This window comes from Okibacterium sp. AC114, assembly GCF_979253355.1.
Window position 1 is genome coordinate 506,782 of the sequence record NZ_CEEDBR010000001.1, and the last position, 18,636, is coordinate 525,417.

General features: G+C 68.2%; 19 protein-coding genes. 9 read left to right on the plus strand and 10 right to left on the minus strand.

The window, feature by feature from the left end; all coding sequences use genetic code 11:
- Positions 1-2: 2 nt before the first annotated feature.
- Both ACZ6IE_RS02490 and ACZ6IE_RS02495 read right to left on the minus strand, forming a co-directional pair.
- Positions 3-800 (minus strand): MBL fold metallo-hydrolase, encoded by a 798-nt coding sequence (locus ACZ6IE_RS02490; RefSeq protein WP_464606635.1) that lies wholly within the window; start codon positions 798-800, stop codon positions 3-5.
- A 116-nt stretch (positions 801-916) separates the two neighbouring features.
- Complete coding sequence (locus ACZ6IE_RS02495; protein WP_464606636.1) at positions 917-3,244, minus strand: exo-beta-d-1,3/1,6-glucosidase; 2,328 nt, start codon at positions 3,242-3,244, stop codon at positions 917-919.
- Between the two features lie 131 nt (positions 3,245-3,375).
- Here ACZ6IE_RS02495 and ACZ6IE_RS02500 point away from each other — a divergent pair, with 131 nt between their 5' ends.
- The 4 genes from ACZ6IE_RS02500 to ACZ6IE_RS02515 all read left to right on the plus strand — a co-directional run bounded on the left by ACZ6IE_RS02500 (position 3,376) and on the right by ACZ6IE_RS02515 (position 6,905).
- Complete coding sequence (locus ACZ6IE_RS02500) at positions 3,376-3,861, plus strand: DUF2243 domain-containing protein (RefSeq protein ID WP_464606637.1); 486 nt, start codon at positions 3,376-3,378, stop codon at positions 3,859-3,861.
- Positions 3,862-3,865: 4 nt separating this feature from the next.
- On the plus strand, positions 3,866-4,672 hold the full coding sequence (locus ACZ6IE_RS02505) for a cytochrome c oxidase assembly protein (protein WP_464606638.1): 807 nt from the start codon (positions 3,866-3,868) through the stop codon (positions 4,670-4,672).
- Complete coding sequence (locus ACZ6IE_RS02510; protein ID WP_464606639.1) at positions 4,669-5,511, plus strand: aldo/keto reductase; 843 nt, start codon at positions 4,669-4,671, stop codon at positions 5,509-5,511. Before ACZ6IE_RS02505 ends, ACZ6IE_RS02510 begins: the two co-directional genes overlap by 4 nt.
- A gap of 86 nt (positions 5,512-5,597) precedes the next feature.
- A complete protein-coding gene (locus tag ACZ6IE_RS02515) occupies positions 5,598-6,905 on the plus strand; it encodes an MFS transporter (protein WP_464606640.1) in 1,308 nt (435 codons plus the stop codon).
- Position 6,906: 1 nt separating this feature from the next.
- On the opposite strand, the gene ACZ6IE_RS02520 is transcribed toward ACZ6IE_RS02515, so the two are convergent.
- From ACZ6IE_RS02520 to ACZ6IE_RS02540, 5 genes are all read right to left on the minus strand, one after another.
- Positions 6,907-7,146 carry a Txe/YoeB family addiction module toxin gene (locus tag ACZ6IE_RS02520; RefSeq protein WP_079727893.1) on the minus strand — a complete coding sequence of 80 codons (240 nt, stop codon included), beginning with the start codon at positions 7,144-7,146 and terminating at the stop codon, positions 6,907-6,909.
- A gap of 14 nt (positions 7,147-7,160) precedes the next feature.
- Complete coding sequence (locus tag ACZ6IE_RS02525) at positions 7,161-7,412, minus strand: type II toxin-antitoxin system Phd/YefM family antitoxin (protein ID WP_464606641.1); 252 nt, start codon at positions 7,410-7,412, stop codon at positions 7,161-7,163.
- 244 nt (positions 7,413-7,656) lie between these two features.
- Positions 7,657-8,283: a hypothetical protein gene (locus ACZ6IE_RS02530; protein WP_464606642.1), complete on the minus strand. Its 627-nt coding sequence runs from the start codon at positions 8,281-8,283 to the stop codon at positions 7,657-7,659.
- 2 nt (positions 8,284-8,285) lie between these two features.
- Entirely contained in the window at positions 8,286-10,655 is a 2,370-nt protein-coding gene (locus ACZ6IE_RS02535) for a hypothetical protein (protein ID WP_464606643.1), read from the minus strand.
- A 2-nt stretch (positions 10,656-10,657) separates the two neighbouring features.
- On the minus strand, positions 10,658-10,936 hold the full coding sequence (locus ACZ6IE_RS02540; protein WP_077054132.1) for a hypothetical protein: 279 nt from the start codon (positions 10,934-10,936) through the stop codon (positions 10,658-10,660).
- Positions 10,937-11,191: 255 nt separating this feature from the next.
- Here ACZ6IE_RS02540 and ACZ6IE_RS02545 point away from each other — a divergent pair, with 255 nt between their 5' ends.
- On the plus strand, positions 11,192-12,235 hold the full coding sequence (locus tag ACZ6IE_RS02545; protein ID WP_464606644.1) for a LacI family DNA-binding transcriptional regulator: 1,044 nt from the start codon (positions 11,192-11,194) through the stop codon (positions 12,233-12,235).
- On the opposite strand, the gene ACZ6IE_RS02550 is transcribed toward ACZ6IE_RS02545, so the two are convergent.
- Positions 12,232-12,534 (minus strand): hypothetical protein, encoded by a 303-nt coding sequence (locus ACZ6IE_RS02550; RefSeq protein WP_464606645.1) that lies wholly within the window; start codon positions 12,532-12,534, stop codon positions 12,232-12,234. The two genes, ACZ6IE_RS02545 and ACZ6IE_RS02550, sit on opposite strands and share 4 nt — an antisense overlap.
- Before the next feature lie 121 nt (positions 12,535-12,655).
- Complete coding sequence (locus ACZ6IE_RS02555; RefSeq protein WP_464606646.1) at positions 12,656-12,970, minus strand: hypothetical protein; 315 nt, start codon at positions 12,968-12,970, stop codon at positions 12,656-12,658.
- Between the two features lie 135 nt (positions 12,971-13,105).
- Between ACZ6IE_RS02555 and ACZ6IE_RS02560 the strand changes: the two genes are divergently transcribed.
- The gene (locus ACZ6IE_RS02560) at positions 13,106-14,065 is read left to right on the plus strand and encodes an aldo/keto reductase (protein WP_464606647.1); all 960 of its coding nucleotides are present in this window, start codon (positions 13,106-13,108) and stop codon (positions 14,063-14,065) included.
- Between the two features lie 301 nt (positions 14,066-14,366).
- Here ACZ6IE_RS02560 and ACZ6IE_RS02565 read toward each other — a convergent pair whose 3' ends face one another.
- Entirely contained in the window at positions 14,367-14,906 is a 540-nt protein-coding gene (locus ACZ6IE_RS02565) for a dihydrofolate reductase family protein (protein WP_464606648.1), read from the minus strand.
- Positions 14,907-15,120: 214 nt separating this feature from the next.
- Here ACZ6IE_RS02565 and ACZ6IE_RS02570 point away from each other — a divergent pair, with 214 nt between their 5' ends.
- From ACZ6IE_RS02570 to ACZ6IE_RS02580, 3 genes are read left to right on the plus strand one after another with little or no spacing between them, the layout of a single operon-like run.
- Positions 15,121-16,824: a circularly permuted type 2 ATP-grasp protein gene (locus ACZ6IE_RS02570; protein ID WP_464606649.1), complete on the plus strand. Its 1,704-nt coding sequence runs from the start codon at positions 15,121-15,123 to the stop codon at positions 16,822-16,824.
- On the plus strand, positions 16,818-17,747 hold the full coding sequence (locus ACZ6IE_RS02575; protein ID WP_464606650.1) for an alpha-E domain-containing protein: 930 nt from the start codon (positions 16,818-16,820) through the stop codon (positions 17,745-17,747). Before ACZ6IE_RS02570 ends, ACZ6IE_RS02575 begins: the two co-directional genes overlap by 7 nt.
- The gene (locus ACZ6IE_RS02580) at positions 17,744-18,589 is read left to right on the plus strand and encodes a transglutaminase family protein (protein WP_077054125.1); all 846 of its coding nucleotides are present in this window, start codon (positions 17,744-17,746) and stop codon (positions 18,587-18,589) included. Before ACZ6IE_RS02575 ends, ACZ6IE_RS02580 begins: the two co-directional genes overlap by 4 nt.
- Positions 18,590-18,636: the final 47 nt, after the last annotated feature.

The following is an 18,636-nucleotide window of genomic DNA, read 5'->3' on the forward strand; positions in this document are numbered from 1 at the left end:
TCTCAGGTGCGGCCGACCGCGCGCGCCTCGGCGACCGCGCTCACGATGCCCTTCTTCCACGGCTTGCCGTGACCGGGCAGCACGATGTCCGCCCCGGTTGCCGCGAGGGCGTCTAGAGAGGCGAGGGCCTGCGCGCTGTCGGCCGTGGCCGCCCCCGAGACGATCTGCGGGCCCGTGCCGCCCGTGTAGGGGTTGAAGGTGACGAGCGCATCGCCCGAGATCAGCGCCGAACGGTCGGGCAGGTGCAGGGCGCAGTGTCCGAAGGTGTGACCCGGGCTGAAGACCACGCGCGGCTGGCCGGGCACGTCGAGCACGTCGCCGGCCGCGAAGGTGCGCAGCTCGTCGATGCCCGGGACGGTCAAGGCGCCCGCCCGCACCATCCGCCCGAGGATGGGGATCGACGTGGGGTGGGTGACGGGCCAGAGCAGCCGCGGCGACTCGTGCGCATAACGGTAGGGGTGGCGGGCGATGTACCGCTCCTCGGGGTGCGCCCACACGGGCACGCTCCATTCCCTGCGCAGGCGCTCGGCCATGCCCAGGTGATCGAAGTGCGCGTGCGTCAGCACGACGGCGCGCACATCGTCCTTCGTGCGGTCGATCTGCCGCAGCGCGTTCTGCAGCAGCGGCCACGTCGCGGGAAAGGCGGTGTCGACGAGCGTCACACCGCTCTCGTCCTCGATCAGGTAGCAGTTGACGTAGGCGTGTTCGAGCCGGTGGATGCCGGGTGCCACGTTTTTGCTCAACGTGGCGCGCCGGGTCTTCGCGCCCGTCGCGCTCTCTCCGAAGATGGCCTGTGCCATATGGGTTCCCCTTTCGCGTGGCGCGCAGCTGCCGTTCGCGCAGCGCCGCAGTCCCACGATGCTAGGCAAGCCTCGGCGCCGGCGGCAGGGGATTGACGACCGCGATCGGGGCGTCGTCAGTCGGCGGAGGTGATGCGGAACGGCGCGCTCTGCAGATCGGCGGGTCGCGAGCTGGTGCCGACGAGCAGCTCGAAGTCGCCGGGCTCGACGACGCGATCGCCCACGGCATCCACCAGGGAACAGGCCGACGCCGGAATCTCGATCGAGACGTCGACCGTGGCCCCCGCCGGCACGGTCACCTGGCGGAACGCCTTCAGTTCGCGTTCGGCCCACGTCACGCTCGTGACCGTGTCGGTGACGTAGACCTGCACGGTCTCGGTCGAGGGGCGCTCGCCGATGTTGGTCAGCGTCACGGTGGCGCGGATGGTGTCGGCCGCCGTCACCTCGGAGTCGTCGAGTCGCAGATCGCGGTACTCGACGCGCGAATAGCTGAGGCCCTCGCCGAATGCGAACAGCGGGTCCTGCGTCAGGTCGGCATAGCGGTCGCCGTGCTGCCCACGCAGCTGGTTGTAGAACACGGGCAGCTGCCCCGCGTGCCGGGCGAACGTGATGGGCAGGCGCCCCGTGGGTTCGATGCGGCCGAGCACGAGTTCGGCCACGGCCAGCCCGCCCTGCATGCCGGGGTTGAATGCCTCGACGATCGCCGCGGCTTGGAGCGCCGATTCGGGCAGAACCGACGGTTTCGACTGCACGAGCACCACGATGGTGGGGGTTCCCGTGGCGATCACGGCGTCGAGCAACGCGATCTGCGCGCCCTGCAATTCGAGCGTCGCAGTCGAGCGTCCCTCGCCCGCGAGCGCGACCGTGTCGCCCACGACGACGACAGCCCAATCGGCGGATGTCGCAGCCTCGACGGCCTCCGTGATCATGCGTTCGTCGGGGCTCGCCGCCTGGAAGTACGGCGGCCGGGGCTGCCCGTCGGGGAACACGCCGCGGGGGTCGTCGGCCAGATCGCCGATGTCGGCGCCCCGTGCGTGCGTGATCGTCCAGCTCTCGGGCACGGCCCGGCGAAAACCGTCGAGCACGGTGAGGACGGTCTCGCGGGGGTGTCCGTCGGGCATCCAGTCGACCTGGCCCGATGCGCCCGCCCAGTCGCCGAGTTGCGCGTGCGGGTCGTCGGCGTTGGGCCCGATGACGGCGACCGTGCGGGGTGCGGAGGGCGCGGCATCCGGCGTCTCGAGCAGGGGCAGCGTGCCGTCGTTGCGCAACAACACGAGTGAGCGACGAGCCATCTTGAGGTTGAGGGCGGTGTGCGGCGCGCTGCCGATGACCTGGCGCTGGCGTTCGGGGTCGGGCAGGCGCGGGTTTTCGAACAACCCGAGCTCGAACTTGAGCCGCAGGATGCGGGTGACGGCGTCGTCGATCTGCGCCACGGTCAGGCGGCCGGAGCCCACTGCCGCGAGCGCGGCGTCGCGGAACTTCGGCGTGGCCATGATGAGGTCGTTGCCGGCGGACACGGCCACGGCGGCGGCGTCTTCGTAGGTGGCGGCGACGTGTTGTTCCCACACCATCCGGCCCACGTTGTCCCAGTCGGTGACGAGGGTTCCATCAAAACCCCACTCGCCTTTGAGCACGTCGTTGAGCAGCCACTCGTTGGCCGTGACGGGAACGCCGTCGATGGCCTGGTAGCCGAGCATGAAGGTGCGGGCGCCGGCCTCGACGGCCCGTTCGAACGGCGGCAGGAACCAGGAACGCAGCTTGCGGCGGCTGAGGTCGGCCTCGCTGGCGTCGCGCCCGCCCTGCGTCTCGGAGTAGCCGGCGAAGTGTTTCGCGGTGGCGAGCACGGCGTCGGGGTCGGTGAGCCCCTCGCCCTGGTAGCCGCGGATCATGGCGGCGCCGAGCTCGCCGATGAGGTGCGGGTCTTCGCCGAACGTCTCGTCGACGCGGCCCCAGCGCAGGTCGCGCGAGATGCACAGCACGGGGGAGAAGGTCCAGTGCAGGCCCGTCGCGGCGACCTCGACGGCCGTCGCCCGCGCGCCCTGTTCGACGAGGGCCGTGTCCCAGGTGGCCGCCATTCCGAGCTGCGTGGGGAAGATGGTGGCGCCGGGCCAGAACGAGTGGCCGTGGATGCAGTCGTCGGCCATGAGAAGAGGGATGCCGAGGCGAGTACGCGTGACGAGCTGCTGCGCGCGGATATTGCGCTCGGGCGAGGCATGCAGCAGCGAGCCGACGAGCGAGACACCCACCAACTCGTCGAGGTCGGCGCGCGCGTCGAGCTGCAGCATCTGCCCGATCTTCTCCTCGAGCGTCATGCGCGACAGCAGGTCGGCGAGCCGCTCGTCGATGCCGAGATTCGCGTCGCGATAGGGCACGTTAGCGGATGCTTCGGCCTGCGTGGCCGGGGTCGACGGGTGGGCGGAGGGCGGCGTCGGTGCAGAAGTCATGGCTCACCCATCGTTCCAGATGTATGCGCTTAACTCCACGCATGATCGGGCTGATTCGGGTCGGCTTGACGGGCGTGCGGGCTCTGGCAAGGGGGTCGACAGGGCCGCCGCGCACGCGCAACTGTGGAACCATGTCCGCTCGCACCGACGTCCGCCAGGCGTCACCCGCCCGTCCCCTGCAGAGCCGCTGCTTCTGGGGTGCGTTCCTTGTCGGCGCCGCCATCATGGCCGCCGTCGACGAGATCGTTTTTCACCAGATCCTCGCGTGGCACCACTTCTTCGATCGGTCGACGCCCGCCATCGGGTTGCTCTCCGACGGCCTCTTACACGCCGCATCCCTCATCGCGCTCGTCGCGGGGTTCTTCCTGCTCGCCGACGCCCGCCGCCGCGACGCGTTGGCTCGGCCGATGGTGGTCGCGGGCCTCTTCGTCGGGCTCGGCCTCTTCCAACTCTTCGACGGCATGATCGACCATAAGGTCTTGCGCGTGCACCAGATTCGTTACGGCGTCGAGCTCCTGCCCTACGATCTCGCCTGGATCGGGGCCGGCGCAGTGCTCCTGGCGATCGGCGTCGTGCTGACCGTCCGTGCCGCGCGGCGCACTCCGGCCGAGAACTGAGCGCATGTCCTTTTCCGCAGCGCATCATGTCGCGGCTCCTGACCCGGGCCTTCTCGCGCTCCTCCCGATCCTCCTCGCGGGCGCCCTCTACCTCGGGGCCGTGCGCGCCGAGCGCCGCCGAGCAACCCGCGACTGGCCTGCCATCCGCACGGTCTCATGGATGTTCGGTCTGCTGCTCGTCGCGGCGTGCCTCGTCGGCCCCCTCGCGGATGCCGCGCACACCGGTTTCGTCGCCCACATGTTCGTGCACCTCGTCGCCGCCATGGTCGCGCCCCTGCTGCTCGTGCTCGCGGCGCCCGTGACCCTCGCCCTGCGCACACTCGAGGTCGGTCACGCTCGCCGGTTGTCGCGGCTCCTGCGTTCGCGGGTCGCGCGCGTCGTCGCCCACCCCGTCACGGCTTCGGTGCTCAACGTCGGATCGCTGTGGCTGCTCTTCGCCACCCCGTTCGGGCACGCGCTGCTCGAGGCTCCTGCGCTGCATCCGCTCCTCACCGCTCACTTCGTGGCCGCCGGTTTCCTGTTCGCGGCGGCGTTCGTGGGCCCCGATCCGGCCCCGCATCGTCCCGGCTTCGGGTGGCGCCTGGCGATCCTGCTGCCGGCTCTCGGGCTGCACAGCGTGCTGGCCAAGCTGGTCGCCGCCGACCCACCCGCCGGGGTGACTCCATCCGATGCTCTGGCCGGCGCCCAGCTCATGTACTACGGGGGAGGCCTGGCCGAACTCGCGCTGCTGATCGTCTTCTTCGCGGAGTGGTTCCGGGCGGGCGATCCGGCCCGGCGGCGCACACCCGCCGGTGTTAGCGTTTCGCTATGAGTACACCGGTCGTTCCCCGCCTCACGCTCAACAACGGCGTCATCGTTCCGCAGCTCGGCTTCGGCGTCTACAAGGTCGATGCGGCCGACACCGAGCGGGTGGTGTCCGAGGCGCTCGAGGCGGGCTATCGGCACATCGACACGGCGTCGGCCTACGGCAACGAGGCGGCTGTCGGGCGAGCGGTCGCGGCATCCGGTCTCGCGCGCGACGAGGTCTTCCTCACCACCAAGCTCTGGAACGACGAGCACGACAAGGTTCGGGATGCCGCGCGCCGCAGCCTCGACGCCCTCGCCGTCGAGCGCCTCGACCTCTACCTCATCCACTGGCCGGCCGCCGATCAAGACCTCTATGTCGCGGCCTGGCGGGCCCTCGAAACCCTCGTCGACGACGGTCTCGTGCGCGCTATCGGCGTGTCGAACTTCCAGCCCGCGCACCTCGAACGCCTGCTCGCCGACACGGATGTCGCGCCCGCCGTCAATCAGATCGAACTGCACCCCTACCTGCAGCAGGCCGAGTTGCGTCAGCTGCACGCGCGCCACGGAATCGTCACGGGAGCGTGGAGCCCGCTCGGCCGCGGAAACGTGCTCGCCGACCCGACCATCGCGGCCCTCGCGCGCAAACACGGCGTCTCGCCCGCCCAGGTCATCGTGCGGTGGCACCTGCAGCTCGGCAACATCGTCATCCCCAAGTCGGTGACCCCCGAACGCATCCGCTCGAACCTCGACGTGTTCTCGTTCGCGCTCGACGGGCCCGACCTCGCCCGCATCGACGCGCTGGGCATGCACGAGCAGCGTTTCGGGTCGCACCCAGACGAGGTGCGCTCCGACAAGAAGCTGTAGGTCGAAACGGGGGACTGCCGAACGTCGGACCCCCTCGCTACGCTGTCCCCACACCCTCATCCGCCGAATCACCCGTGGAGGACGCCATGAGCGACGACGATGCCGCCCTCACCGCCCCGAGTGCCGTCGTCAGCGACGTGCCCCAGCCGTGGAAGCGCAACGTCACGCTCTTCCTGACCGGCCAGACGGTGTCCCTCTTCGGCTCGATGATCGTCCAATATGCGGTCATGTGGTGGGTCACCTTCGAGACGCGGTCCGGCCTGGCGGTCGCCCTCTACGCCGTGGCTGCCTTTCTGCCCCAAGGTGTCGTGTCGATCTTCGGCGGCGTCATCGCCGACCGCATGAATCGGCGCGTGCTCGTCATGGTCGCCGACGGCTCGATCGCGATCGCCACGCTCGTTCTCGCCGTGCTCATGATGAACGGCATCACCGATCTATGGGTGATCCTCTTGGCCGTCGGCGTGCGCTCGGTCGGGGCGGGATTCCAGTCGCCGGCGGTGCAGGCGATGATCCCGCAGATCGTGCCGCCCGAGCAGCTCATGCGCATCAACGGTTTCTTTCAGACCATCCAGTCGGCCATGGCGCTCTTGGCCCCCGCCGCGGCCGGGGCCGTCTTCGGCATCTTCGGCATCGTGCCCGTGTTCTTCATCGACGTCGTCACGGCGGCCATCGGCATCGCATTCCTGGCTTTCGTGAGCGTCCCCACGCTCGCGTCGTTGGCCGACAAGACGTCGAGCTACCGAGAAGACTTGGCCGAGGGGTTCCGGTTCATCTGGAACAACCGGGTGGTGCGCTGGCTCCTCGGTGTGTTCGCCATCGTGTTCCTGCTGTCGGTGGCGCCGTCCTTCATCACCCCGCTCATGGTGGCCCGCTCGTTCGGCTCCGAGGTATGGATGGTGACGGTGCTCGAGTTGGCGTTCAGCGTCGGCATGATCATCGGCGGCGTCCTGGTGGGCACGGTGCTGGCGAAACGCAGCGCCATGGGCCTCATCCTGTTCGCGTCGTTCGGCTTCGCGGCTTTCACTGTGGCGCTGGGGCTGAGCCCCAACCTCTGGGTCTTCTACGCCTTCATGTTCGCGTTCGGGCTGCTCGTGCCGCTCTTCTCGGCGCCGTTCATGACCATCATCCAAGAGACCGTGAAACCCGCGATGCACGGCCGGGTTTTTAGCTACGTGGGCATCGTCATGGCGCTCGCCACGCCGCTCGGCATGGTGGTCTTCGGCCCGCTCGCAGATGTCATCAGCGTGCAATTGCTGCTGATCGTCGCGGGAATCGTCATGGTCGTCGTCATGGGCGTGGCCATCGCACTGCCGTCGGGTCGTGCGGCCATCGCCGCCGCCAAACCAGCGGGAACCCCCGTCACCGTCACCGAGGGCGACTCAGCTCAGCTGTAGTTCAGCTGTAGTGGAACCGGCACTGCGCGATGAGGATCTGGTCGTCCGCAAGACGATAGACGAGCCGATGTTCGTCGGTAATGCGCCGCGACCAATAGCCGTGAAACCCGTGCTTGAGCGCCTCCGGTTTGCCGATGCCTTCGTTACCGTTTCGCTCGATGTCCTTCAACAGCAGGTTGATGCGTTTGAGCACCCGCCGGTCTTCGGATTGCCAGTGCGTGTAGTCCTCCCACGCATCCATCGAGAACGTGTACTTCACTCGTCGAGCTCGCGGTCGACGCCTTCGCCGCCCTCTAGTTGCACAATCGAACGCAGGATGCGGTGTGCGTTCACCGGGTTGCGCAGGAGGTAGGCCATCTCCTTGAGCGACTCGTAGTCTTCCAGTGCCACGAGAACCACGGGCTCCTTACCGGCGCGCGTGATAACCACCTCTTCGCGATCGTCGAGGACCGAGTCGAGCGTGGCGGCGTAATTGGCTCGCGACTGCGAGTAGGTCAGTGTCTTCATGAAAACCTCCAGGTACAAGAAAGTGTACCCGTTCGCTTTCCCGCCCGCCCGATCAATACGCGGGTTGCACGGCGCTCATCCTTTGGGATCGGCCGTCGTAGCGCCAGATGCCGCTCGTGCCGCGCGCGATGATGAAGCGGTTGTCCTCGGTCGCTGGGCGATGCGGGTGCCCAGCGTGTCGACGCTGAATGCGTTAGATGCTCGCGTCGAATCCGTGACGAAGGATGCGCGTGTCTCGCGAAACCTACGGCGCGATGACCGGGGCGCTGGCGTCTTCGAGCCGGGGCGGGGGATCGAAGCGTCCGACCGCGACATCCGAGGTCGTGCAGGCCACATTCGACCGGACGATCCGCGATACGAGAGCGTCGGTGCCCGTGCCCTCGAAGACCACCGTCAGCTCCGTGGGTTGAGAGTCTGCGGGGTCCTCGGGCGCGGGGTGGTCGTCGGAGATGTACCAGCCGTCCGCGAGCGCGCACCCTCTGACGATCGTGTTGCCGTCCTCGTCGGTGTCGACGGCCGTCGCGTTCCACGGCATCGGGCCGGGCGCGACACGGGGCTCGAAGTTGTCCGGGTTCTCGAGCGCGTTCGCACGATCGCTGGACATGGTTCCGATCGCCGATCCCGTCCACGTGGAGCGCAGGTCGCCGCGGCTGAAGTCGTTCGAGTTCTGCGCGAGTTTCTGAGCGAGGTCGGCGGCCCGTGCGCGTTGGACCAGGGGATCCGATTCCAGCGGCCCTGCCGGTTCGTGGTTGTCCCAGACGACGGACGGGTCGGGGCCCGCGGTGCGCGGTGTCGTGCAGGCGGACAGGCCGAGACCGAGGGTGCAGGCGACGACGGCTGCAGCCAGGGGCGCCAGGACGTGTCTCGTCATGCTCAGTTCCCCTCCGCCCACGTCGCGAACTTGTCGCGGAGAGGCTCGTATCGCGTCTCGAGCTCACTCACGCTCTCGTCGCTTCCCGTCGCTTCCTGGTAGGCCTCGTCGAGCTGGGGCGTGTGCGCCTCTGACCAGGCTTTGGCCTCGGTCTGGAAGTCGGCGAATTCGGCGTCGTACCGTTCGGCGCTCCATCCGGCTTCGGGCGTGAAGCGCGGCGGCTCGGGGATGTTGTCCCACCCGCCGTCCGGTTCGGCGAGGGCGTACATGATCTCGAGGTTCGCGAAGGTGAGCATGTCGGAGCGCCCTTCGGCGTCGAGCGCGGCCGACGCCCGGACCGCGTCGGTCTGCCCGCCGCCGAGAATGCGCTCGAGGGCCGATCCGCCCTGGTCGGTCAGCCATCCCTCGACCTTGCCCTGGCCCCAGTCGAGCGCCACGTTGCCGCCCTTGAAGAGGACCTCGCTCGCACCGGGGATGGGGATGAGCCCGACCAGTTCCTTCGCGCCGTCGACGGCGTCGCTCACGGCCTTGTCGGTGCGCACGGTCTCACCGACACCGGCACCCAGGTCTGATCCGTCGAAGATGGCGGTCAAGGCGTCGTTGCGACGGATGGCGTCGTACATGGCACCCGGTGTGCCTTCGCCCGCCGCCTCGGCGATGAGCACGTCGCGGTAGGACGATGCGGCGTCGCGCAGGATGACCGCGGCCCCGTCCTTCTCGCCCAACCCGGCGAGGAACTCGGCGAGGTTCTGCTGCGAGATGATCGCCGCCGCACGTTCGGTTCCGGAGCCCCGCAGGTCGACCATGACGGTGCCCGGCGCGTCGGCGCCCCGGTAGTCGTCGTCGAGCACGGGCATCTCGACGATGCCCTGCATTTGCGGCAGGAAGGCTTCGGCAAGGTGCACGGCGCCGAGTTCGGTCACGTTCTCGCTCAGGTAGGAGGGGTTTTCCGCGAGTGCGTTCATGGCGCGGGAGGAGAGGTCGGCGGCCGACGTCCATGCCTCGGCGTCGTAGGCGCCGGACGGATCAGCCGGGCCGCCGAGGATGCGTTGCGCGCCCGCCCAGAGAGCGCCCGGGCCGGCGAACCCGTCCGCGTTCGACCAGTCGCGCTCGCCGTACCAATACTGGATGCGGTTCTGGCCGACTGTCGGGCCGCTGTCGGTGCCGTTCTCGATCGTGGTGTCGGTCAAGAATTCGTGAGCCGAGTCGGGGTACTCGCCCAACGTCTCGAAGATGCGGCCCGCGGCATCGATGACGCGCAAACCGTTGGCCTCGTCCATATAGAGCGACAGGTAGCTCGCGCCCGCCATCGACTGGTCGACGGTCGAACCGTTGTAATCCTTGCGTTCCCAGTCGTCCATGATCACCGCGGCCGCGTAGGCGGTGGTCTCGCCGACGGGAGCATTCGCCGCATCGCCGAAGAGGAACCCGATGGCCGCGATACCGCCGCCGCCGCTGTAGCTCGCCGATTCGAACATCTGGTCGGCGAAGCGAGACCCCGTGGCGTCGGTCCAGTCGGCCGAGCCGGTAGAGAGGCCGGAGCGGAGGAGCACGGCCAGCGCCGCGGCGGCGCCGACATCGAGCTTGTTGTTGTTGGCGTCGTCGCCGAGCCGGTCGATGAGCGTGACGAGGTCGGTGCCGCCCAAGGCCAGCATCATCTGCGCCATGACGGACTGGTCGTCGCCGTACAGCGAGAGCAGGTCGGTCAGCTTCTGAACGTCGTCGGGATCGGTGTTGTCCCCGTTCGCGATGCGGCTGGCGAGATCCGCCATGGCCTGGGCGACGGCACGCGGTGTGGCGTCGGCTACGGAGTCGATGCCCACGGCGGCGAGTGCTGCTTGCTGCGCCGGCCACGTTGTCGGAACGGCATTCGTCAGGGCTGTCTGCAGGGCGGTATCGGCGGTGCGTCGCTCTTCGGCCAGGGCTTCCAGCTCGCCGCGAACGTAGGTCTCTTCGCGGATCGCGTCTTGTTTGTCCTGATCGCGCTGATCCTGCTGGGCGGGCGTCGGGCCCTCCGAGCCGTCCATATACGTCTTGTTCTGGGCGGATTGAGCCGTCGAGAGGCGCAGCCGCAGGGGCACGGCACGGGCGCGGATGTCGTCGGCCGTGCTCACATAGGCGGCCAATGCGGTCGCGGCGGTCGTGTAGGCACTCTTCATGGGCGCGAGCTCCGAGGCGAGCGTCGTGAGGCTGGTCGACCATCCGTCGGCGGCCGAACCGGTCCAGACTCCACCGCCCACACCGGATGCGGTCGTCCCGAGCGACGTCACGACCGTGTCGACCTTGCCCGCGAGTTCGGTCAGCGTGCTGCTCGCGGTTGCCACGACACTCGTGTCGCCGGCACCCGGGTCTTCGTCGGTCCACTGCGTCATGATCATTCCTCCGGAACGTTGGCGGCGATGGCTTTTTCGATCTCGTCGAAGGCGGCAACGGCGTCCCGTGCGGCGGTGGCCTGGTTTCCGAGCTTCTCGGCGATGAGCTGGTTCTGCACGTGTGCCCACAGCGAGAACGACGCGGCGGACTCGGCGACGGATGCGCTGCCACACGCGTCGATCGACAGCGACGTACCGGTCGGCAGTGCCGCGGCCTGCGCGTCGACGGTCGAGGCGAGCGCGCGGACTTCCGCGTCTTTCATCTCCAAGGTGTCCGACATTCGATCCCCTTCTTCGAATCTGCCGTCAGCGTACCGAAAAAGGCCGCGCCCGGACCATGGATAGTGCTGCCCATGCGTGCTCGTCCGGGGGGCTCCCGCGACCACGGCTGTGCGGTGTGCCGCGAAGTGTGCGCCCCGCGGCGTGTCGAGGTGTCGCCGGTTCGCGAGCGCGCCGTTGCAGCCTCGCCCGCGCTGGTGCGATCATGCAGGGGGAGCCATCATGCGTTCCGGGGATCCAGGCTGGAGTGTGATGGCGTGACCATCAGTGTGAAAGAGGTGGCGGCGCTCGCCGGGGTGTCGGTGGGCACCGTGTCGAACGTCCTGAACCGTCCGGACAAGGTCGCGTCGGACACCGTCGCCCGCGTGCAGGCCGCGATCGACGAGCTCGGGTTCGTGCGCAACGACGCCGCGAGGCAGTTGCGCGCCGGCCGCAGCCGTTCGATCGGCCTCATCGTCCTCGACGTGGCCAACCCGTTCTTCACCGATCTGGCTCGAGGCGCCGAAGACCGGGCGTCCGAAGACCATCTGGCCGTGCTGCTCGGCAACAGCGACGAGAACACCGAGCGCGAGATCGCCTACCTCGACCTCTTCGAAGAGCAGCGCGTCCACGGCGTCTTGATCTCGCCGCACGGGGATGTCGCGGCGCGACTCGATCGTCTGCGTCAGCGTGGCACGGCCGCCGTCCTGGTCGACCGCGGTTCCGAGGACACCTCGTTCTCGTCGGTCGCCGTCGACGACGTGGCCGGTGGCGACATCGCGGTCACGCACCTCATCGAAACGGGTCGTCGACGCATCGCCTTCGTGGGCGGGCCCTCGAGCATCCGGCAGGTGCAAGACCGGCTCGCCGGGGCCGAGAGGGCGGTTGCCCGGCATCCAGAGGCCACTCTCGAGATCTGCGCGACGGACTCGTTGACCGTGCTGCAAGGCCGGGCGGTCGGGGCTCAACTGCGTGAGCGCCCCGCGAGCGAGCGCCCGGACGCGGTCTTCGCGGCCAACGACCTGCTCGCCATGGGCGTCTTGCAGGCGCTCAACATGGGCCCCGCGCGGCTGGTGCCCGAGGACATCGCACTCATCGGCTATGACGACATCGGGTTCGCGTCGGCCGCCGTCGTGCCGTTGTCGAGCGTTCGGCAGCCGAGCACGCTCATCGGCTACACCGCGGTGGATCTACTGCTGCGTGAGGCCGCGGGTGGGCCCGGATTCGAGCATGAGCAGATTGTGTTCCAGCCGGAACTCGTTGTGCGCGAGTCGACGCGGCCCCGTGATACGGACGTCCCCTCCAACACCGACGGCGTCTAGACGTCCAGGTCGAAATCGATCTGGTCGGTCGGCCAATACGATCCCGAGCCATCCTCGTGCGGAGCGTGATCCGACTCGCCACGGACATGCTCGTCGGCGGGAAGGTCCTCTTCTTCGATGAAGAGGGTCAGGCCGGGGGTGACGAGCACGGACAGCGTGTGGTTCGGCCCCGCGGGCACGTCGACGAACCCGCCGCCCCGCCTCAGGACGTCCTCGATCGAGTCTTTCAGTGCGGTGATGTCGCTCGTCACCGGCACGGCGAAACGCTGCTTGTCGATCGTCACGGTGGTTCGCTTCACGTGGCGTTCCTTCCCCAGTGTGGTCGCACCTCTCGGCACGCTTTCGGCCACGAGAAATCCCACGACCTGGTTGGTGCCACGAATTCTCGCCGTCGGCTCAGCCGTCAGGCGCAGCGTGGGCTCAGTGCGCCCCCGTGTCGCGCGGCATGTTGATCTCGCTCTCGTCGACCTCGACGTCGCCCACATCGTCGGGTCCGCCCGTGCCCGGAGCCACCTTCACGTCGTCGGTGTCGATGTCGACCAGGTTCTCCGACGTGTGCTCTTCCTGCTTGCGGCTTGTCTCGGTTTCGGATGCCGGGCTGTAGGTGCGGTCTTTGCGAATCTGGTCGCGCTCGTTCAGGTCGTCGTCGGTCGTGGGCGTGCGGTGGTCCTCGATCTGGGTGTGATCGGAGTGCTGGGGGCCGCCGTCGGCGGGGTTCTGGTTGTCGATGCTCATGGTTGGCACGCTACGTCGGGCTCTCGGCATCCGTAACCCCCTTGCGTTGTGGCGGGGGCGCGGAATATCGGGGGCCCTGACACGTTCTACCGTGCGGGCGCCCCCTGGTTCGGCGCCGACTACTTGGAGGAACGCATGACCGCACAACACACCCGTCTCGGCAGCTCCGACCTGGCCGTCTTCCCGCTCTCGCTCGGCGGCAACGTGTTCGGCTGGACCGCCGACCGCGACACCTCGTTCGACGTGCTCGACGCCTACGTGGCGGGCGGCGGCAACTTCGTCGACACGGCCGACGTCTATTCGCAGTGGATCCCGGGCAACTCGGGTGGCGAGTCGGAGCGCATCATCGGCGAATGGATGTCGGCGCGCCACGCTCGCGAAGACGTCGTCGTCGCCACCAAGGTGGGCAGCCTGGCCGAGCGCAAGGGTCTCGGTGGTGACAACATCCGCGCCGCCGTCGACGAGTCGCTCGAGCGTCTCGGAACCGACTACATCGACCTCTACTACGCCCACATCGACGACGAAGAGACGCCCATCGAGGAGCGCATCGAGGCGCTGTCGGGTCTCGTGGATGCCGGCAAGATCCGTTACATCGGCGTGTCCAACTATTCGGCGGCCCGCATCGACGAGTGGTTCGAGGTGACCGGGCGCGAGGGGTTCCACAAGGCCGTCGCGCTGCAGCCGCACTACAACCTCATGGAGCGTGGCTTCGAGAACGAGACGCGTCAGGCCGCCGCGCGCGCCGGACTCGCCGTGGTGCCCTACTTCGCGCTCGCCTCGGGTTTCCTCACGGGCAAGTACCGCGACGGCGCGGATGTCGACAGCCAGCGCGCTCAGGGCGCATCGGCCTACCTCGACGACCGTGGCCGCCACGTGCTCGAGGTCCTCGATCAGACGGCAGCCGCGCACGACGCGTCGGTGGCGTCCGTCTCGCTCGCGTGGTTGCGCCAGCAGCCCACGGTCGTCGCGCCCATCGCGAGCGCCCGCACGGTCGAGCAGCTGCCCGACCTGCTCGCCTCCGCCGAGCTCACCCTCACCGAAGCCGAACTCGCCCAGCTCGACAAGGCCTCCGCCGCGCAGGTGCCGAGCGCGTAGTAATACTTCCTGCACAGGGGCGTCCGCTAAAGAACCGGGCGCCCCTTTTGTATACCCCTACTTCACATATCAGCGTATTAACGCCATGCTGGTGGCGCGGAACCGGTCACCACCAGGTGTCGTCCTCCCGACATCCGCCCTTGTGAAGAAAGAACTGATGCCATGAGCGATGTGGTGCTGGATGTCCTGTGGTCGACACTTCTTATCGGCTCGGTGGTGGCGATCGTCTGGATCGCTGCGTTTCTCGGCCGACGGACGCTGAAGAGGCGCCGGTCGGCCAAGGCTTCGCGTGAGGGAGGGGCTACCTCAGGCCGTAGGTGAGGAGGGCGTTGCCGGCCGATGTGATGCGCGACTTCTGCAAGACGAGGCGCGTGGTCGGGTCGGTCGGCTCGAAGAAGTGGCGACCCGATCCGGCCACGACCGGGTGGGTCATGAGGGTGAGCGAGTCGATGAGACCCGCGAAGAACAGCTGGCGCACGATCGAGACGCTGCCGCACACGCTGATCTCGCCGCCCGGCGTCTCTTTCAGGTCGGCGACGAACTCCTCGAGCGGCTTGTCCATGAGCGACGCGTTGTTCCACGACAGCTCGCCCGAGAGGGTGCGCGAGGCGACGAACTTCTCGACCGGGTTGATGAACTCGGCGAACGGGTCGGTCGCGGTCGGCCAATACTCCGACCACTGCTCGTAGCCGACGCGGCCGATGAGCACGGTGTCGACGCGCGACATCATGTCGGTCATCTCCTCGCCCAGCTCAGCGTCGAACGAGTCGAACTGCCACAGATTGGGCGCTTCGACGACGCCGTCGATGCTGTGAAAAAGTCCTGCCGTCAGTTTTCGCACTGCGAGCCTCCAAGAGGGTGAGGAGCCGCGTCCCGGCCCGATGCCTCGAAGCGTACTGCGGCGGCGGATTGGCCGCACCTGGCAGTTCCGAGCAAGCCCGTAGCATCCGCGTCATCGAGCGCGACACACCGCGACACGCCACGACTGCGCCGCCGACACACGCCCGCATCCCCCCGAAATCTGCCCGCAACATGAGCCGGTCTATGCTCGGTCCATGGCGGATCTCTTCGATGGATACGGCGCAACACTGGCGCCGCGCAGGACCCCGGGTGGCGACCTCCCGTGGGACGAAATGTTCGGCGAGCCCCTCATGCACGGCGACCATGCGCCGTCTCGTGAGTCCTACAAGGACATCTATTCGGCTCTCGCCAAGATGACCCAGGAAGAGTTGCGCGGACGCACGGAAGCGCTCGCGAGCTCCTATCTCGCGCAGGGCGTCACGTTCGACTTCGCGGGCGAGGAGCGGCCCTTCCCGCTCGACGCCGTGCCCCGCGTCATCGAACAGGACGAATGGGTCACCATCGAGGCCGGCATCAAGCAGCGCGTACGCACCCTCGAAGCGTTCCTCGCCGACGTCTATGGCCGCCAGAACGCCGTGCGCGACCGCGTCATCCCGGCCGGGCTCATCTCCTCGTCGTCGCATTTCCACCGCCAGGCCGCCGGCATCACGAGCGCCAACAACGTGCGCATCCAGGTGTCGGGCATCGACCTCATCCGCGACGAGCACGGCAAGATGCGCGTGCTCGAGGACAATGTGCGCGTGCCTTCGGGTGTCAGCTATGTCATCTCGAACCGCCGGGTCATGGCGCAGACGCTGCCCGAGCTGTTCCTCTCGATGCGCGTGCGCCCCGTCGGCGACTACCCCAACAAGCTTCTGCAGGCCCTGCGCGCGAGTGCGCCCCACGGCATCGACGACCCCAACGTCGTCGTGCTCACGCCCGGTGTCTACAACTCGGCCTACTTCGAGCACACGCTGCTCGCGCGGCTGATGGGTGTCGAGCTCGTCGAGGGGCGCGACCTGTTCTGCTCGGGTGGCCGTGTGTTCATGCGCACGACGAGCGGGCCGCAGCGCGTGGATGTCATCTACCGGCGCGTCGACGACGAATTCCTCGACCCGCTGCAGTTCCGCGCCGACTCGATGCTCGGGTCTCCCGGCCTCATGTTGGCGGCGCGCCTCGGCAACGTGACGATCGCCAACGCGGTGGGCAACGGTGTGGCCGACGACAAGCTCGTCTACACCTACATGCCCGATCTGACGCGGTACTACCTGGGCGAAGAGCCCATCCTGCCCAACGTCGACACCTGGCGGCTCGAAGAGCCGGGTGCGCTCGAGGAAGTACTCGACCGGCTCGACGAACTGGTCGTCAAACCCGTCGACGGTTCGGGCGGCAAAGGCCTCGTCGTGGGCCCGGATGCCTCGAAAGAGGAACTCGCCCAGCTGCGAACGCGCCTCATCGCCGACCCACGCGGCTGGATCGCTCAGCCCGTCGTCATGCTGTCCACCATCCCCACGCTCGTCGAGGACGGCATGCGGCCGCGGCACGCCGACCTGCGGCCCTTCGCCGTGAACGACGGCAACGACATCTGGGTGCTGCCGGGCGGACTCACGCGCGTCGCGCTCCCCGAGGGGCAGCTGGTCGTCAACTCGAGTCAGGGCGGCGGGTCGAAGGACACGTGGGTCGTGGGGCAGCCGGCGGGCACACAGCCGTCCGAGGTCGCCGAGCACGACATCCAAGGGCTTGTGGCCGATCAGGCGACGGCCACTCAGGCCATCCCGATCATCTATGACGAGAAGCCGAGCCCCGAGCATTCGCCGCACGACGGGCCGAAGAACCACGACCAGCAGGAGCAGCAGCAACAGCAGGGCGGCACGGCCGCATCGACCATCACCGAGCGGGAAGCGGGTGCCCCATGCTGAGCCGCATCGCCGAGAGCCTCTTCTGGATCGGCCGCTACATCGAACGCGCGGACGGCACCGCCCGCATTCTCGACGTGCACCTGCAGTTGCTGCTCGAAGACCCGTGGATCGACGAGGACTCGGCCTGCCGGTCGCTGCTCTCGGTTATGGGCAGCGTCGCACCGGAGACGGGCGGCCTGACCCGCGCCGACGTGCTGCAGCAGCTCGCCGTCGACCGCACCCAGCCGGCCTCCATCGCCTACTCGTTGAGCGCCGCGCGCGAAAATGCCCGCCGCGCCCGCGAGATCGTGTCGACCGAGTTGTGGGAATGCCTCAACACCACGAGCGCCCGCATGCCTCGCCGCCTGCCGAGCGACAAGGTGCACGACTTCTTCGGATGGGTGCGCGAACGTTCGGCGCTCGCCGTGGGTGTGGTCGACTCGGCCACGAGCCGCGATGACGCCTGGCAGTTCTTCACGCTCGGCCGCAGCATCGAACGGGCCGATATGACGGCCCGCCTGTTGGCCACGCGCTCGCTGACCGAGGCATCCGGGCCCAGCTGGACGACCATCCTGCGCTCGTGCGGCGCCTACGAGGCCTATCTGCGCACCTATCGGGGCGTGCCGTCGGCCCGCAATGCCGCCGAATTCTTGCTGCTCGACCGCCTGTTCCCGCGCTCCATCGTCTTCGCGATCGCTCGCGCCGAGGAGTGCATCCAGGCCGTCGAACCGCGCACCGACCGCATGGGTGTCTCGGGCAACGCGCAGCGCCTGCTCGGCCAGATCCGCAGCGAGCTGGAGTACACGCCCGTCGGGGATGTGCTGGCCGACCTGCCGCGCTACATGGACAGCGTGCAACGCGCGACGATGGAGACCTCGGAGGCGGTGCGCGAGAGGTTCTTCCCCACGCACGCCGAGCCGAGTTGGATCGGGGAGAACTCATGAAACGTCTGCGCATCGTGCACAAGACGGGTTTCAGCTATCAGGGCCAGGTCAAGGCGTCCTACAACGAGGCGCGCATGCTGCCCTCGACGACGGACGGCCAGTTCGTGTTGTCGTCGACCATCGAGATCCAGCCGACGGCATCCCAGCACGCCTATGTCGACTATTTCGGCACCCGTGTGACGGCTTTCGAGTTGTTGACCCCGCACCAGGAGCTGTCGTTGCAGGCGTCGAGCCTCGTCGAGGTGCGGCCGCGGGCGCACGCCGAGGCTTCGACCAGCTGGGACGACCTGCCGGGCATCGCGGGGCTGCGCCTCGAGACGCAGGAGCAGACCGCGCAGACGCGGCGCACCGAGCCTTCCGAAGACCTCATGAAACTGGCGCGCGATATCGCCGAGAAGCACGACAACCCGTGTGAAGCGGCCTCCGAGATCGCGCGCACGATCGGCGAGCAGATGGAGTACGTGCAGGGTGTGACGAGCGTGCACACGAGCGCGGCCGAGGCGTGGGCCGACCGGCGCGGCGTGTGTCAGGACATCACGCACATCGTGCTCGGGGCGTTGCGTTCGGTGGGCATTCCGGCGCGCTACGTGTCGGGCTATCTGCATCCGAAACCGAATGCCGAGATCGGCGAGACCGTGGTGGGCGAATCGCACGCCTGGGTCGAATGGTTCTGCGGCTCGTGGCACGGGTTCGACCCGACGAACATGCTCGACATCGGCGACCGGCACGTGCTGGTGGGCCGTGGTCGCGATTATCAGGATGTCGCACCGCTCCGTGGCGTCTACGCTGGCCCGTTCCGCTCGTCGCTGTTCGTGTCGGTCGAGATCACGCGCGAGGCCTGACCCCCTCGAAAACGTACGGCAAATGGACGCGGGGTGCCCCGATGTGA